Genomic DNA, 15,303 nt, shown 5'->3' with positions numbered 1-15,303 from the left:
AAAATAATGAAACTTGAGGTATTACCGTTAGATCAGAAGACGTTCAGCGCTTATGGCGATGTTATTGAGACGCAGGAACGTGACTTTTTTCATATAAACAACGGGTTAGTTGAGCGATATCACGACCTGGCGAAGGTTGAAGTTCTGGAGCAGGATCGCACGCTGATCAGTATTAACAGGGCGCAACCGGCCGCGATGCCTATTGTGGTACATGAACTGGAACGTCATCCTTTAGGTACGCAGGCGTTTGTGCCGATGAACGGCGAGGCTTTTGTCGTTATTGTCGCGCTCGGCGATGATAAACCCGATCTCTCCACGCTGCGGGCGTTTATTAGCAACGGACGGCAGGGCGTCAATTATCACCGTAATGTATGGCATCACCCGCTGTTTGCGTGGCAGACGGTTACCGATTTTCTGACGGTGGATCGCGGTGGCAGCGATAACTGTGATGTTGAAAGTATCCCGACACATGAACTCTGTTTTGCGTGACGCTATTGGCCTTCTTGCATAAGATGAACATATTGTTCATTGTTTATGCTCATATTTTGGGCCGGAGTTAACGTAAATATGACGGAAGTAAGACGACGCGGCAGGCCAGGACAGGCAGAGCCGACTGCGCAGAAAGGCGCTCAGGCGCTGGAGAGGGGCATAGCGATATTGCAATATCTCGAAAGAAGCGGCGGCAGTTCATCAGTTAGCGATATTTCCGGCAGCCTGGATTTACCGCTTTCTACGACGTTTCGCCTGTTAAAGGTACTGCAAGCGGCTGATTTTGTGTACCAGGATAGCCAGCTTGGCTGGTGGCATATTGGTTTAGGCGTATTTAATGTGGGCTCTGCGTATATTCATAATCGCGATGTCCTCTCGGTGGCCGGACCCTTTATGCACCGACTTATGCTGCTTTCTGGCGAGACGGTCAACGTAGCGATTCGCAACGGTAATGAAGCGGTGTTAATCGGTCAAAAGGAGTGCAAATCGATGGTCAGAATGTGCGCGCCCTTAGGGAGTCGTCTGCCGTTACATGCTTCCGGCGCCGGAAAAGCGCTGCTTTACCCGCTCACCGAAGAAGAGCTGGTGGGGATCGTCGTCAATACCGGTTTGCGGCGGTTTACGCCGACCACTCTGGTGGATTTACCTATCCTGCTTAAAAATCTGGAGCAGGCGCGTGAACAGGGCTACACCGTTGACCAGGAAGAACATGTTGTCGGGCTGAATTGTATCGCCTCCGCTATCTATGACGATGCGGGCAGCGTGGTCGCCGCTATCTCAATATCGGGACCGGCTTCCCGGCTGACGGAAGATCGCTTTATCAGCCAGGGTGAACTGGTACGGGATACCGCGAAAGACATCAGTACGGCGCTTGGGCTAAAACCCCCTGTAGCCTGAGCCGCATCCCGCTCGCTGGAGCGGGACTTTTTTAAAATTTTTAAAAGTTGGAAACTTTTTCCAATAAAAAGAGGTAGCAATAAAATGGCAAAAATGAGAGCCGTGGATGCGGCAATGTATGTGCTGGAAAAAGAAGGTATCACCACAGCATTCGGCGTTCCTGGGGCTGCAATCAACCCCTTCTATTCTGCAATGCGTAAGCATGGAGGCATTCGCCATATACTGGCGCGTCATGTGGAAGGCGCTTCGCATATGGCTGAGGGCTACACACGTGCGGCGGCAGGTAATATTGGGGTCTGCCTGGGCACTTCCGGCCCGGCGGGAACCGACATGATCACCGCGCTCTATTCCGCTTCTGCCGACTCTATCCCGATTTTATGCATTACCGGTCAGGCGCCACGAGCGCGTCTGCACAAGGAAGATTTCCAGGCAGTCGATATTGAAGCGATTGCAAAACCAGTCAGCAAGATGGCAGTGACGGTTCGTGAGGCGGCGCTGGTGCCGCGCGTATTACAACAGGCTTTTCATCTGATGCGCTCAGGCCGCCCAGGTCCTGTGCTGGTTGATTTACCGTTTGATGTCCAGGTTGCGGAGATCGAATTCGATCCGGATATGTATGAGCCGTTGCCGGTATATAAGCCAGCCGCCAGCCGCGTACAGATTGAAAAGGCGCTGGAGATGCTGATTCAGTCCGAGCGTCCGGTAATTGTCGCGGGCGGCGGGGTTATTAACGCCGACGCCGCGCCACTGCTGCAGCAGTTTGCCGAACTGACCAGCGTACCGGTGATCCCTACTCTGATGGGCTGGGGCTGTATCCCGGACGATCACCCCTTAATGGCGGGGATGGTCGGCCTGCAAACGGCACACCGCTACGGCAACGCCACTCTGCTGGCATCTGATATGGTTTTTGGCATCGGTAACCGTTTCGCCAACCGTCATACGGGGTCCGTTGAGAAATATACTCAGGGGCGAAAAATCATCCATATCGATATTGAACCAACACAAATTGGCCGCGTGTTGTGTCCGGATCTGGGCATCGTTTCGGACGCCAAAGCGGCGCTAACGTTGCTGATCGATGTCGCGCAGGAGATGCAAAAAGCGGGGCGTTTGCCATGCCGGAAAACCTGGGTGGACGAATGCCAGCAGCGTAAACGGACTTTGCTGCGTAAAACCCACTTTGACAACGTGCCAGTGAAGCCGCAGCGCGTCTATGAAGAGATGAACAAAGCCTTTGGTCGCGATGTGTGCTATGTCACCACCATTGGATTGTCGCAAATCGCGGCAGCGCAGATGCTGCATGTGTTTAAAGACAGACACTGGATCAACTGCGGCCAGGCGGGGCCTCTTGGCTGGACAATCCCGGCGGCATTAGGGGTTTGTGCTGCCGATCCGCAACGCAATGTGGTGGCGATTTCCGGCGATTTCGACTTCCAGTTCCTGATTGAAGAGTTAGCCGTCGGCGCGCAGTTTAACATTCCGTATATCCATGTGCTGGTTAACAACGCTTATCTTGGCCTGATTCGCCAGTCGCAACGCGCATTTGACATGGACTACTGCGTACAGCTCGCCTTTGAAAATATCAACTCCAGCGAAGTGAATGGCTATGGCGTTGACCATGTAAAAGTGGCGGAAGGGTTAGGCTGTAAAGCAATTCGTGTCTTTAAACCGGAAGATATTGCGCCTGCATTTGAACAAGCCAAAGCGCTAATGGCGCAATATCGCGTTCCGGTGGTGGTGGAAGTCATTCTGGAACGCGTAACCAATATTTCCATGGGCAGCGAACTGGATAACGTAACCGAGTTTGAAGAGGTTGCGGATAGTGCGAAAGATGCGCCAACAGAAACCTGTTTTATGAAATATGAGTAAGGGAGGTAATCGATGTTACGTTTCTCTGCCAATCTTTCTATGCTGTTTACGGAATATGATTTCCTGGAACGCTTTGATAAAGCGGCGTTGTCGGGATTTCGCGGCGTGGAATTCATGTTTCCCTACGATAACGACATCGAAGTGTTAAAACGTAAGCTCAGGGATAATAATCTGGAACATACGTTACATAATTTACCGGCTGGCGACTGGGCGGCTGGCGAACGTGGAATTGCCTGTATTCCTGGGCGCGAAGAAGAGTTTCGCGATGGCGTAGCGGCCGCAATCCGCTATGCACGTGCGTTAGGTAATAAGAAAATAAATTGTCTGGTGGGTAAAACGCCGTCAGGATTCTCCGCAACGGAGATCCACGACACGTTGGTCGAAAACCTGCGCTATGCGGCAAATATGCTGGCGAAAGAAGACATTTTATTACTTATCGAACCTATTAATCACTTTGATATGCCGGGATTCCATCTCACCGGCACTCAACAGGCATTAGCATTAATTAAGGATATCGGCAGCGATAATATCAAAATTCAGTATGATATTTATCACATGCAACGCATGGAAGGGGAATTAACGCAAACCATGACGGCATGGGCCGATAAAATAGGCCATTTACAGATTGCTGATAACCCGCGCCGCGGCGAGCCGGGGACCGGGGAAATTAATTATGACTTTATTTTTCATGTCATTAAACAGTCTGGTTATGATGGCTGGGTTGGCTGTGAATATAAACCACTGACTACCACGGAAGCGGGATTATCGTGGATTAATCAGTACCGTTAAAACGCAGAATAATTCGGGCAGCGCTTTTTTTTCCACTGTGTTGGAAGGGGATTGTGTTGCCTGAATCTGGAAACACCGAAAGCAATAAAAGAGGTTGTATATGAAACTGGGATTTATTGGCCTGGGAATTATGGGCTCGCCAATGGCTATCAATTTGGCACGCGCCGGTCATCAATTACACGTTACGACTATTGGTCCGGTCGCGGACGAACTGCTCTCGCTGGGGGCGGTAAATGTTGAGACTGCACGTCAGGTAACTGAATTTGCAGACATTATCTTCATAATGGTGCCGGATACGCCGCAGGTTGAAGAGGTGTTATTTGGCGAACACGGTTGCGCTAAAACATCGCTTCAAGGAAAAACCATCGTCGATATGAGTTCTATTTCTCCTATCGAAACCAAACGTTTTGCCCAGCGCGTTAATGAAATGGGCGCTGATTACCTGGATGCCCCGGTTTCCGGGGGAGAAATCGGGGCGCGTGAAGGCACTCTGTCGATTATGGTCGGCGGCGAGCAGAAAGTCTTTGACCGCGTTAAACCGCTCTTTGACATCCTGGGAAAAAATATCACCCTGGTGGGCGGCAATGGGGATGGGCAAACCTGTAAGGTGGCTAACCAAATTATTGTTGCGCTGAATATTGAAGCGGTTTCTGAAGCCTTAGTGTTTGCTTCAAAAGCAGGTGCCGATCCGGTACGCGTGCGCCAGGCGTTAATGGGCGGGTTCGCCTCTTCACGCATTCTGGAAGTTCACGGCGAGCGGATGATCAACCGGACGTTCGAGCCTGGTTTCAAAATCGCGCTTCATCAGAAAGACCTTAATCTTGCATTGCAAAGCGCAAAAGCGCTGGCGCTGAATTTACCGAATACGGCGACCTGCCAGGAATTATTCAATACCTGTGCGGCAAATGGCGGGAGCCAGCTTGATCATTCGGCAATGGTACAGGCGCTGGAATTAATGGCTAATCATAAATTGTCCTAATTATGTGTATCGCTGCGGCTGCAGCGATACCTGTTCACAAGGAACACTCTGTAAAGGTGAAGAACATGAGTGAAACTAAAAAATCCGGGATTGATTACTGGAAACAAATTGTTGTCGTAATGAGTCTGGGCTGGGTAGCGATTTGGATCTATCGCACCGTGCTTACGCCAATTTATCCAGAAATTCAGGCATCTTTAGACAATGTAAGTAATGCAGAAATAGGCGCCATTGCAAGTTTTTACTTTTTTGCTTACTGCAGTATGCAAATCCCTTGCGGAATATTGGTCGATAAATTCGGTCAAAAAATCATGCTGATGGCCGGATTTACGCTTTTTATTATTGGTACACTCTGTATCGCGAAAGCCAATGGCCTGACCATGATCTATATAGGGTCGCTAATGGCAGGTGGCGGATGCGCTTCTTTCTTTAGCTCGGCTTATTCACTCTCTTCGGCAAACGTGCCGCAGGCCCGTCGGGCATTAGCCAACGCGATTATCAACAGCGGGTCGGCTATAGGGATGGGGATTGGCTTAATCGGTTCCAGCGTATTAGTAAAAAACATGAGCATGGCCTGGCAGAATGTACTGTATATCGTGGCCGCGATATTAGTAATCATGCTGTGCGTCTTTACGCTGATCATTCGCGGTAAAGCCAAAAGCGACTCTGCGCAAGCGGAAAAGCAAACCCAAACCGTTACGGAAGATGAGAAACGCGCGCCTTTATTCTCTGGTTTATTGTGTAGCGTTTACTTCCTCTATTTCTGTACCTGCTACGGTTATTATTTGATAGTGACCTGGCTGCCCTCTTATCTACAGACTGAAAGAGGATTTGATGGCGGAGCTATCGGGCTGGCATCAGCGCTGGTAGCGGTGGTTGGCGTACCGGGGGCGTTATTTTTTAGCCATCTGTCAGATAAATTCCGTAACAGTAAAGTTAAGGTTATTCTCGGTCTGGAAATTGTGGCGGCAGCAATGTTGGCGTTTACGGTTTTGTCCCCGAATACCACGATGCTGATGGTCAGTCTGACGCTATACGGCTTGCTGGGGAAAATGGCAGTAGACCCGATCCTGATCTCCTTTGTATCTGAACAGGCTTCGGCAAAAAGTCTGGGAAGAGCTTTCAGCCTTTTTAATTTCTTTGGCATGAGCTCGGCGGTTGTCGCCCCAACGTTGACCGGATTTATTTCGGATGTAACGGGGTCGAAAGAGATCAGTTTTGTGATTTCAGCATGTTTAGTGGTCACCGGAACGCTGATCTTTGCTGTCGTCACTTTATATAAAAAGAAAGCGACGCAACGTATTGCTTCAGCTTAAAAATAATTATATCTACTAATTCTTTATTTTATATTTATTTGTTCCTCATAGCTAAACCCATAACAACGTTATCCGATGCGTGAAAAGAGGGATTTATGGAACATCAAAGAGAGCTATACCAGCAGCGCGGTTATAGCGAAGACTTATTACCTAAAACAGAAACCCAACGAAACTGGAAGGCATTTAACTATTTCACCTTATGGATGGGATCTGTACATAACGTGCCAAATTACGTTATGGTCGGCGGTTTTTTTATACTGGGGCTATCAACATTTAATATCATGTTGGCCATTATTATCAGCGCATTATTTATTGCGGCGGCGATGGTAATGAATGGCGCAGCAGGCAGCAAATATGGCGTTCCTTTTGCTATGATATTGCGAGGTTCTTACGGCGTCCGCGGCGCGCTATTCCCTGGATTATTGCGAGGGGGAATCGCGGCAATTATGTGGTTCGGCTTACAGTGTTACGCGGGATCGCTGGCATTTCTTATTTTGATTGGGAAGATCTGGCCAGGATTTCTGACATTAGGCGGAGATTTCAAGCTGCTGGGTCTTTCACTGCCAGGACTAATTACTTTTCTAATTTTTTGGATTATTAACGTTGGCATCGGTTTTGGCGGTGGTAAAGTATTAAATAAATTTACCGCTATCCTCAATCCATGTATTTACATTGTCTTTGGCGGCATGGCTATTTGGGCAATATCGCTGGTCGGCATTGGCCCGATTCTGGACTATCTGCCTTCAGGCGTGCAAAAAGCAGAGCACAGCGGCTTTCTGTTCCTGGTGGTGATTAACGCCGTAGTCGCCGTCTGGGCAGCGCCAGCGGTGAGCGCGTCCGATTTCACGCAAAACGCGCATTCATTTCGCGCTCAGGCATTGGGACAAACATTGGGGCTTATCGTAGCGTATATATTATTCGCCGTAGCCAGCGTGTGCATTATTGCCGGAGCCAGTATTCATTATGGTATGGATACCTGGAACGTGCTGGATATTGTGCAACGCTGGGACAGTCTGTTTGCTTCATTCTTTGCGGTGCTGGTGATTCTGATGACGACAATTTCAACCAACGCCACCGGTAATATTATACCTGCGGGGTATCAAATTGCGGCGCTTGCCCCGACAAAGCTTAACTATAAAAATGGCGTAATGATTGCCAGTATTATCAGTCTACTGATTTGCCCATGGAAATTAATGGAGAATCAGGACAGTATTTATCTGTTCCTCGATATTATCGGCGGTATGCTTGGCCCGGTAATCGGCGTAATGTTAGCTCATTATTTTGTGGTAATGCGTGGAAAAATTAATCTTGATGAGCTGTACACCGCCAGCGGTGATTACAAATATTATGATAATGGATTTAACCTGACTGCATTTTCAGTCACCCTGGTAGCAGTCATTCTGTCATTAGGCGGCAAGTTTATACCATTTATGGAGCCTTTATCCCGCGTGTCCTGGTTTGTAGGCGTAATAGTTGCGTTCGTTGTTTATGCGCTATTGAAGAAACGCACGCGTTTTGAAAATACAGGAGAGCAAAAACTCGTAGGTTAAATATTGAAAAAGCATTAAGCGTATTTAATGAAGTGTGCGCTATTTAAAAACTATCTGTATCCATACAAGGAGTTTGTTATGTCTTTTGATTTAATTATTAAGAACGGTACTGTCATCTTAGAAAACGAAGCGAGAGTTATCGATATCGCCGTCCAGGGCGGAAAAATCGCCGCGATTGGCGAGAACCTGGGGGAAGCGAAAAATGTGCTGGATGCGACGGGATTGATCGTTTCGCCGGGCATGGTTGACGCGCATACCCACATTTCTGAACCGGGCCGTACCCACTGGGAAGGCTATGAAACCGGTACCCGCGCGGCGGCGAAAGGCGGTATTACCACGATGATTGAGATGCCGCTCAATCAGCTGCCGGCGACGGTCGATCGTGAGACGATTGAACTCAAGTTTGACGCGGCAAAAGGTAAATTGACCATCGACGCCGCGCAGTTGGGCGGTTTGGTTTCTTATAACCTGGATCGGCTTCATGAGCTGGACGAAGTGGGCGTTGTCGGCTTCAAGTGCTTTGTCGCCACCTGCGGCGATCGTGGCATCGATAATGATTTTCGCGACGTTAATGACTGGCAGTTTTACAAAGGCGCGCAAAAACTGGGGGAAATGGACCAGACGGTACTGGTACATTGCGAAAATGCTCTGATTTGCGATGAGCTGGGCGAGGAAGCTAAACGCGAAGGACGCGTAACGGCGCATGATTATGTCGCCTCACGTCCGGTATTTACTGAAGTGGAAGCCATTCGTCGCGTGCTGTATCTGGCGAAAGCGGCAGGTTGCCGTCTGCACGTTTGCCATATCAGCAGCCCGGAGGGGGTAGAGGAAGTAACGCGCGCGCGTCAGGAAGGTCAGGATGTCACCTGTGAATCGTGCCCGCACTATTTTGTCCTCGATACCGATCAGTTCGAAGAGATTGGCACCCTGGCAAAATGTTCTCCGCCAATTCGCGACCAGGAAAACCAGAAAGGGATGTGGGAAAAACTGTTTAACGGCGAAATCGACTGCCTGGTATCCGACCACTCTCCATGCCCTCCGGAAATGAAAGCAGGCAATATCATGCAAGCATGGGGCGGAATTGCCGGACTGCAAAACTGCATGGACGTCATGTTTGATGAAGCGGTGCAAAAACGCGGTATGTCGTTGCCGATGTTTGGCAAATTAATGGCGACCAACGCCGCCGATATTTTTGGTCTGAAACATAAAGGACGTATTGCCCCCGGCAAAGATGCTGACCTGGTCTTTATTCAGCCTGACAGCAGCTATGTTCTGAAAAATGAAGATCTGGAATATCGCCATAAAGTCAGTCCGTATGTTGGCCGTACTATTGGCGCGCGTATTACCAAAACGATTTTGCGCGGCGATGTTATTTATGACATCGAGCATGGCTTCCCTGTGCCGCCAAAAGGTCAGTTTATCCTTAAACATCAGCAGTAATCCGGTGTGATTTAATGCCCGTCGTCACGACGGGCATTCTCTATTTTAAGGTGTGGATATGTTCCCTGTTATTAACCGCGAAAGTGTGTTGTCCGGCTTTCAGTGGTTTTTCTTTATTTTCTGTAACACGGTTGTGGTTCCCCCTACCTTGCTGTCCGCTTTTCATCTTCCCGCTGATAACCTGTTAATGCTCACACAATACGCTTTTTTAACCACCGCGTTGGCCTGCCTGGTTCAGGCATTTTGCGGCCATCGCCGGGCCATTATGGAAGGGCCGACAGGGCTGTGGTGGGGCGCAATTCTTACGATTACGCTTGGCGAGGCGTCTCGCGGCACGCCGCTGAACGATATCGCCTCCAGCCTGTCGGTCGGGATCGCGATCTCCGCGATGGTGACGATATTTATCGGCATTAGCGGCTTAGGACACCGTCTGGCTCGCCTGTTTACGCCGGCGGTAATGGTTTTTTTCATGCTGCTTTTGGGCGCGCAGCTGACCTCAATATTTTTTAAAGGCATGCTGGGGCTGCCTTTTGGCATTGCCGATACCAGCGCCAGAATCAAATTGGCCCCCTTTGGGCTGGCGGTCGCGGTGATGTGTTTTATCCTCGCGATGATTATTTTCCTGCAGCAGCGTATCTCCCGTTACGCGTTACTGGTAGGGACCGTGGTCGGGTGGGGGCTATGGCAGTTATGCTTTCCTTCATCACACTTACCGCCGGGTGAATTAAGCTGGCGATGGTTTCCGCTGGGCAGCCACGGCACGCTGATGCCGGGTATTATTGTGACGGCGGTGATGACGGGGTTAGTCAACATCAGCAACACTTACGGCGCCATCCGCGGTACCGATATCTTTTATCTGCATCAAGGGTCGGGCAGTTCTCGTTATCGCCGAAGCTTTATGATTTCCGGACTGATGACGTTAGTGACGGTGCCTTTCGCGGTCGTGCCTTTTTCGCCTTTTGTATCTTCCATTGGTTTATTAACGCAAACCGGCGACAGTTCTCGCAAATCCTTTATCTGCGGTAGCGCGCTGTGTCTGCTGGTTGCCATTATAACGCCGTTAACCCGCTTATTTTGCGCTATTCCACTGGCGATCAGCAGCGCCGTTATGCTGGTCTCTTATTTACCTTTACTTTATTCCGGTTTGGTTTTTAGCCAGCAAATTACGTTTACCGCGCGGAATATTTATCGCCTGGCATTACCGCTTTTTGTCGGCATTTTTTTGATGGGGCTTCCTCCGGTCTATTTACAGGATCTTCCACTGATGATTCGTCCTTTGCTTAGCAACGGATTACTGGTGGGAATCTTACTGGCAGTGCTTATGGAAAATCTTATTCCGTGGGAACGCATTAAATAACATGAGAAAACAAGGAGACATGATGAAGATTGTAATTGCGCCAGATTCATTTAAAGAGAGCTTAAGCGCTGATAAATGCTGTCAGGCTATTAAAGCGGGATTTTCAACCGTATTTCCTGATGCGCGCTATGTCTGTTTACCGATCGCCGATGGTGGAGAAGGAACCGTGGACGCGATGGTGGCTGCGACCGGCGGGAAACGGGTTTCTGTGGACGTTAGCGGGCCGATGGGGGAAAAAGTAAACGGATTTTATGGCCTGACCGGCGACGGCAAAACGGCGATTATTGAAATGGCGGCGGCGAGCGGATTGATGCTGGTGGCGCCAGAGGCGCGTAATCCGCTGCTGGCATCCAGTTTCGGCACCGGCGAATTGATTCGTCACGCCCTGGACGCGGGGATTCGCCATATTATTCTGGGTATCGGCGGCAGCGCCACGGTGGATGGCGGAATGGGAGTAGCGCAGGCGCTCGGTGTGCGTTTTCTGGACGCGCAGGGAGCGCCGCTTGACGCCGGAGGCGGCAATTTATCGCGCCTGGCGAGCATTGACCTGCAGGGGTGCGATCCGCGAATTTCAGAGTGTCGTATTGAGGTCGCCTGTGATGTTGATAACCCGTTGGTGGGGCCACGCGGCGCGGCGGCGGTATTCGGTCCGCAGAAAGGGGCGACGCCTGAAATGGTCGAGACGCTGGAAAATGGATTGCGTAATTATGCCCGTGTCTTACATGCCCTGACTGGACGCGACATGTCTCAAATACCGGGCGGTGGCGCGGCCGGAGGAATGGGGATTGCCGCTATCGTCTTTCTGGAAGCGGAAATGAAGCCCGGTATTGAGATTGTTATGCAGGCGGTGAAGCTGGAGGAGGCGGTAAAAGAGGCTTCGCTGGTGATTACCGGAGAAGGGCGAATCGACTCGCAAACGGCGGGAGGAAAAGCGCCGATAGGCGTCGCGTCAGTAGCGAAACGGCATCATGTCCCGGTTATCGGCATTGCCGGCGTACTGGGCGACGGCGTGGAAGTGGTCCATCGCCACGGTATTGATGCCGTATTCAGTATTTTGCCGCGGCTGGCGCCTTTGCCGGAAGTTCTGGCGAACGGTGAACAAAATCTCTACCACAGCGCCTGTAATATTGCCCGCGTCATCAAACTTGGCCAGAATATCGGGACTCGTTAAGCATAAAAAAAGCCACGGTTCTCACCGTGGCAAAATCCAACATAGCTAAATTAAAAATAATCAGGAGGGCTGTCCGCCGTTAAATCATAACGTCGCGGTTACAGTCTTTGGAGTAGATGTAGCTGAATGCTTCGCCACGACCTACACCGTATCCGGCCTGCAGGGAATAAGCGCCCATGAAGATGTAGTCGCCTTTTTTCACCGGCACCCAGTTGTTGTCGAGGTTATAAACCCCCTGGCCGGAAAGGATATAAGCGCCATGTTCCTGGACGTGGGTTTCAATATAGCCGTGGCTGGCGCCCGGTTCGAAAGACAGAATATGCATATTCATATCGAAGCCCAGCTCTTTAGGCAGGAAATCCAGCAGAATAACATCTTCCATGCCTTCATAATGAATACGCTCCAGCTGGCTGGCATTGCCGGAAACCAACCACGGGGCATGCCCCTCGACAGGAGTATAGCGGCGTTTATATAAAAATAGCTGGCTGTCTTCCGTTTGAGCGTTGCTAAAGGTCATCATCTCGCCCGGTGGACAATAGAGGTATCCGCCCTGAGTTAAAGAGAATGTTTTTCCTTCTGCTTTAGCTTCAATATTTCCCGTAATGACATAGAGAAAAGTTTCAATCCCCTCGCCGCCAAAGCCCTGCTGGTTGCCGCCATTCTGATGTAAGGTAACCAGATAATCGACGAAAGAAGCACCCAGCTTCGGCGTCGAAAGGATGGTGACGTCACAGTTTTCAAAGCCGGGAATAATATTTTTCACCAGACCGTCCGGCGTTAAGAGCGCATAGTTACCGTGTTTTACAATGGCGCGGTTCGCCAGTAAATCATCGCGGTAACCCGTGACGTTATTCAGATATCCCATTGATGGCTCCTTATTTTTGCCAGGCAAGTTGATGCAGCATTAATGCCAGAGTTTTGACCCCTTCAGCAAGATCATTAATGTTGGTACGTTCCGCCGGGTTATGGCTGATACCATTAATGCTGGGGACGAAAATCATACAGGTAGGGACGCGCGGCGCGAAAATTTGCGCGTCATGACCTGCGCCGCTATGCATTATGCGATAGTTCAGTTGTTCGGTTTCACACAGCCTGGTGAGGGCCGCGACCAGTTCGGCGTTCATCGGCACCGGCGCTTCGTCCATCCACAAATCGATATCGATGCTGATATCCATTTCATCGCAGATGGCGCGCATATCGTTTTCCAACTGTTCGGTAAATTCGCGAAGTACCGCGGCGTCCGTATGCCGGCAATCGATTGTAAATGTGGTTTTCCCAGGGACAACATTGACCGTATTCGGCTGCGGCTCAACTTTGCCGAACGTTAATACCAGGGGATCGCCATGCTGTTTGGCTTTTTCAATGGACTGACTGCAAATACGACTGAAGGCATGCACCGTATCGCGACGATAGCCCATTGGCGTTGTGCCTGCATGGTTGGACTCGCCGTTGAGCGTCACCGTGTAGCGACGTTGCCCGACGATGGCGTTGACGACGCCAATCGACTGTCCGTTGCTCTCCAGAACGCAGCCTTGCTCAATATGCAATTCAACAAAGGCGCGGATATCGGTTCGCGCGGCGAGCGGCGCGGCGGGAAGGGTAAATCCGCACGCCTGCATAGCGTCGACAAAGCCTGTGCCTTTGGCGTCCTGGATATGGCGTACCTCTTCAGGATTCGCCAGGCCAAAAATGTTCTTGCTGCCCCAAAAAACGTAAGGGAAACGGCTGCCTTCTTCCTCAGCCATTGATACTACCTCGACGGTGCGCAGCGGCGCGCCGTAGGTCGCTTTTAGCCAGTCGAGCGCCAGCCAGGCGGCAAGCGCGCCGAATTGCCCGTCCAGATTGCCGCCGTTGACGACCGTATCAATATGCGAACCGCTTAAAATCACCTGCTCCGGAAATTGTGTGCCGCAAAGGCGGCCATATAAATTTCCGACGTCATCAAAGCGTGTCTCCAGACCGCTTTCTGCCATTCGCTTTTTAAACTGCTGCTGTGTTTCCAGCCACTCAGGCGAATAAAGTAAACGCGTCATTCCACCCGTAGGATCGGCTCCAATGGAAGAGAGCCAGGGCAATGTTTCTTCTATCGCGTGGCGAAAATGCTTTATCATAGAAAATTCCTGTTTCAATAATTATTGGGCAAAGGGATTTTTTGTTTCGTATGACTTGAGATAGAGGGCATCGGAAATCAGATATTGATAAATATCATCAACAATATCGATACCATTCATATCGGCATTTTTCTGTTTAATATCCTGATCCTGTCCAGGATAATAAACCTGTTTAAAACCGGGGGCGGGCTTCACGGAATTGAGTTCCTGCATGGTCTGACTAATATGTTTGCGGAATAATTCACAGGAAGAAAAGAACGCCGGATTAATGACCAGATGAAGTTGTCCTAAATTGCGTCCGGCGTGTAAATCTTCATACATCGAACTGACCTGGCGGCCAAACGGCAGCCCCAGCAGAATGCCGGACAAAATATCGATCATCATCATCAGGCCGTAACCTTTCGGGCCTGCGGCGGGTAATAACGCATTGACGGCAAAAGGATCATGTGTCGGCGCGCCGTTTTTATCAACGGCCCAACTCTCCGGAATGGACTCATTGCGGGACCGTGCATCGAGGACTTTTCCCCAGGCCTGCACGGTGGTGGCCATATCAAAGGTAATGATGTCATCGCCTTCGCCCGGCGCGGCAAAGGCCAGCGGATTAGTGCCATAGTAAATATCCGCCCCGCCAAACGGCACGACCATAGGATCGGACTGACAGATAGACAGACCAATCAGGCCTTCGCGAGCAGCCTGGCGGACGAAATAAGAGATGGCGCCGCTATGGCCCATTCTGCTAATGCCGACAACCGCGACGCCATTTTTTTTGGCTATTTCAATAGCATGCTCCATTCCCATTTTGGCTGCGACCTGTCCGGCAGCATTATCGGCATGCAGTATCGCCGTACAGGGACCGGTATTCTCAATGCGGAACGTCGGCTCCCGGTTGGTGCCGCCTTTTGAAATTCGTTCGGCATAATATTCAACGCGTACGGCGCCATGTGAGTGAATACCTCTGGCATCTGCATAAACCAGTACGTCGGCGACGATGGCGGCGTGCTCACGTTTTAGTCCGGCTTTATAAAGCTTATTTTCGATAAGCTGATGGAGTGTTTCCCGACTGATTTTCATCTGTCTTCCTTTTTAACGACGGTGTGAAGCATGACTGCGATTAACATACCGGGAAAATAAAATGATTATGTGATCCAGACAGGCAAAAAAATATAATTAGAATTTATTTGATAATCAGGCGGGTTTTATCTTTTTGCTTAAATAAAAAGCTTTTTTAGAAAATCATAACTAATCCTTTAGCCGTTGTTTGAATTCTTTTGTTAATAAATTTGATGTGACGTTAATCACTCTATTTACCCTCCCGGATATATACCGTGAAGCGCACATTAA

13 protein-coding genes are annotated in these 15,303 nt (G+C 50.0%); 10 read left to right on the top strand and 3 right to left on the bottom strand.

The window, feature by feature from the left end:
• Positions 1-6 precede the first annotated feature (6 nt).
• The 10 genes from allA to glxK all read left to right on the top strand — a co-directional run bounded on the left by allA (position 7) and on the right by glxK (position 11,851).
• Positions 7-489, top strand: a complete 483-nt coding sequence (allA, locus tag QEN32_RS15950) for an ureidoglycolate lyase (protein ID WP_000764659.1) — start codon at positions 7-9, stop codon at positions 487-489.
• 78 nt (positions 490-567) lie between these two features.
• Positions 568-1,386, top strand: a complete 819-nt coding sequence (gene allR / locus QEN32_RS15945) for an HTH-type transcriptional repressor AllR (protein ID WP_000141265.1) — start codon at positions 568-570, stop codon at positions 1,384-1,386.
• An 84-nt stretch (positions 1,387-1,470) separates the two neighbouring features.
• Positions 1,471-3,252: a glyoxylate carboligase gene (gene gcl / locus QEN32_RS15940; protein WP_001096868.1), complete on the top strand. Its 1,782-nt coding sequence runs from the start codon at positions 1,471-1,473 to the stop codon at positions 3,250-3,252.
• Positions 3,253-3,264: 12 nt separating this feature from the next.
• The gene (gene hyi, locus QEN32_RS15935) at positions 3,265-4,041 is read left to right on the top strand and encodes a hydroxypyruvate isomerase (RefSeq protein WP_265321887.1); all 777 of its coding nucleotides are present in this window, start codon (positions 3,265-3,267) and stop codon (positions 4,039-4,041) included.
• Between the two features lie 100 nt (positions 4,042-4,141).
• The gene (gene glxR, locus QEN32_RS15930) at positions 4,142-5,020 is read left to right on the top strand and encodes a 2-hydroxy-3-oxopropionate reductase (protein WP_000765815.1); all 879 of its coding nucleotides are present in this window, start codon (positions 4,142-4,144) and stop codon (positions 5,018-5,020) included.
• A gap of 65 nt (positions 5,021-5,085) precedes the next feature.
• A complete protein-coding gene (locus QEN32_RS15925) occupies positions 5,086-6,333 on the top strand; it encodes an MFS transporter (protein WP_000005070.1) in 1,248 nt (415 codons plus the stop codon).
• A 95-nt stretch (positions 6,334-6,428) separates the two neighbouring features.
• Complete coding sequence (locus QEN32_RS15920; protein ID WP_000401069.1) at positions 6,429-7,883, top strand: putative allantoin permease; 1,455 nt, start codon at positions 6,429-6,431, stop codon at positions 7,881-7,883.
• A gap of 78 nt (positions 7,884-7,961) precedes the next feature.
• Positions 7,962-9,323: an allantoinase AllB gene (gene allB, locus QEN32_RS15915; RefSeq protein ID WP_000006865.1), complete on the top strand. Its 1,362-nt coding sequence runs from the start codon at positions 7,962-7,964 to the stop codon at positions 9,321-9,323.
• Positions 9,324-9,381: 58 nt separating this feature from the next.
• A complete protein-coding gene (locus QEN32_RS15910) occupies positions 9,382-10,680 on the top strand; it encodes a uracil/xanthine transporter (RefSeq protein WP_197391772.1) in 1,299 nt (432 codons plus the stop codon).
• Positions 10,681-10,702: 22 nt separating this feature from the next.
• Positions 10,703-11,851 carry a glycerate 3-kinase gene (glxK, locus tag QEN32_RS15905; RefSeq protein WP_108638685.1) on the top strand — a complete coding sequence of 383 codons (1,149 nt, stop codon included), beginning with the start codon at positions 10,703-10,705 and terminating at the stop codon, positions 11,849-11,851.
• A gap of 79 nt (positions 11,852-11,930) precedes the next feature.
• Here the strand turns inward: glxK and allE are convergent, their stop codons facing one another.
• Genes allE through allD form a run of 3 tightly spaced genes read right to left on the bottom strand, consistent with a single transcriptional unit; the run spans position 11,931 to position 15,033 of the window.
• Positions 11,931-12,716 carry a (S)-ureidoglycine aminohydrolase gene (gene allE, locus QEN32_RS15900; protein WP_000540985.1) on the bottom strand — a complete coding sequence of 262 codons (786 nt, stop codon included), beginning with the start codon at positions 12,714-12,716 and terminating at the stop codon, positions 11,931-11,933.
• Positions 12,717-12,726: 10 nt separating this feature from the next.
• On the bottom strand, positions 12,727-13,962 hold the full coding sequence (allC, locus tag QEN32_RS15895; protein ID WP_000589769.1) for an allantoate deiminase: 1,236 nt from the start codon (positions 13,960-13,962) through the stop codon (positions 12,727-12,729).
• Positions 13,963-13,983: 21 nt separating this feature from the next.
• The gene (gene allD, locus QEN32_RS15890; protein WP_000703936.1) at positions 13,984-15,033 is read right to left on the bottom strand and encodes an ureidoglycolate dehydrogenase; all 1,050 of its coding nucleotides are present in this window, start codon (positions 15,031-15,033) and stop codon (positions 13,984-13,986) included.
• Positions 15,034-15,303 lie beyond the last annotated feature (270 nt).

Source organism: Salmonella sp. SA14318, from assembly GCF_029866905.1.
Taxonomy (GTDB): Bacteria; Pseudomonadota; Gammaproteobacteria; order Enterobacterales; family Enterobacteriaceae; genus Salmonella; species Salmonella enterica.
Note: the sequence above shows the minus strand (reverse complement) of the source record. Positions and strands in the feature narration are given on the sequence as shown.

What these genes read in the sequence shown, in the direction of transcription:
- hyi (WP_265321887.1), top strand. Translation starts at nt 3,265, where the DNA reads ATGTTACGTTTCTCTGCCAATCTTTCTATGCTGTTTACGGAATATGAT.
- allE (WP_000540985.1), bottom strand. Translation starts at nt 12,716, where the DNA reads ATGGGATATCTGAATAACGTCACGGGTTACCGCGATGATTTACTGGCG.
- gcl (WP_001096868.1), top strand. Translation starts at nt 1,471, where the DNA reads ATGGCAAAAATGAGAGCCGTGGATGCGGCAATGTATGTGCTGGAAAAA.
- allA (WP_000764659.1), top strand. Translation starts at nt 7, where the DNA reads ATGAAACTTGAGGTATTACCGTTAGATCAGAAGACGTTCAGCGCTTAT.
- allD (WP_000703936.1), bottom strand. Translation starts at nt 15,033, where the DNA reads ATGAAAATCAGTCGGGAAACACTCCATCAGCTTATCGAAAATAAGCTT.
- QEN32_RS15925 (WP_000005070.1), top strand. Translation starts at nt 5,086, where the DNA reads ATGAGTGAAACTAAAAAATCCGGGATTGATTACTGGAAACAAATTGTT.
- QEN32_RS15920 (WP_000401069.1), top strand. Translation starts at nt 6,429, where the DNA reads ATGGAACATCAAAGAGAGCTATACCAGCAGCGCGGTTATAGCGAAGAC.
- allR (WP_000141265.1), top strand. Translation starts at nt 568, where the DNA reads ATGACGGAAGTAAGACGACGCGGCAGGCCAGGACAGGCAGAGCCGACT.
- allC (WP_000589769.1), bottom strand. Translation starts at nt 13,962, where the DNA reads ATGATAAAGCATTTTCGCCACGCGATAGAAGAAACATTGCCCTGGCTC.
- QEN32_RS15910 (WP_197391772.1), top strand. Translation starts at nt 9,382, where the DNA reads ATGTTCCCTGTTATTAACCGCGAAAGTGTGTTGTCCGGCTTTCAGTGG.
- allB (WP_000006865.1), top strand. Translation starts at nt 7,962, where the DNA reads ATGTCTTTTGATTTAATTATTAAGAACGGTACTGTCATCTTAGAAAAC.
- glxR (WP_000765815.1), top strand. Translation starts at nt 4,142, where the DNA reads ATGAAACTGGGATTTATTGGCCTGGGAATTATGGGCTCGCCAATGGCT.
- glxK (WP_108638685.1), top strand. Translation starts at nt 10,703, where the DNA reads ATGAAGATTGTAATTGCGCCAGATTCATTTAAAGAGAGCTTAAGCGCT.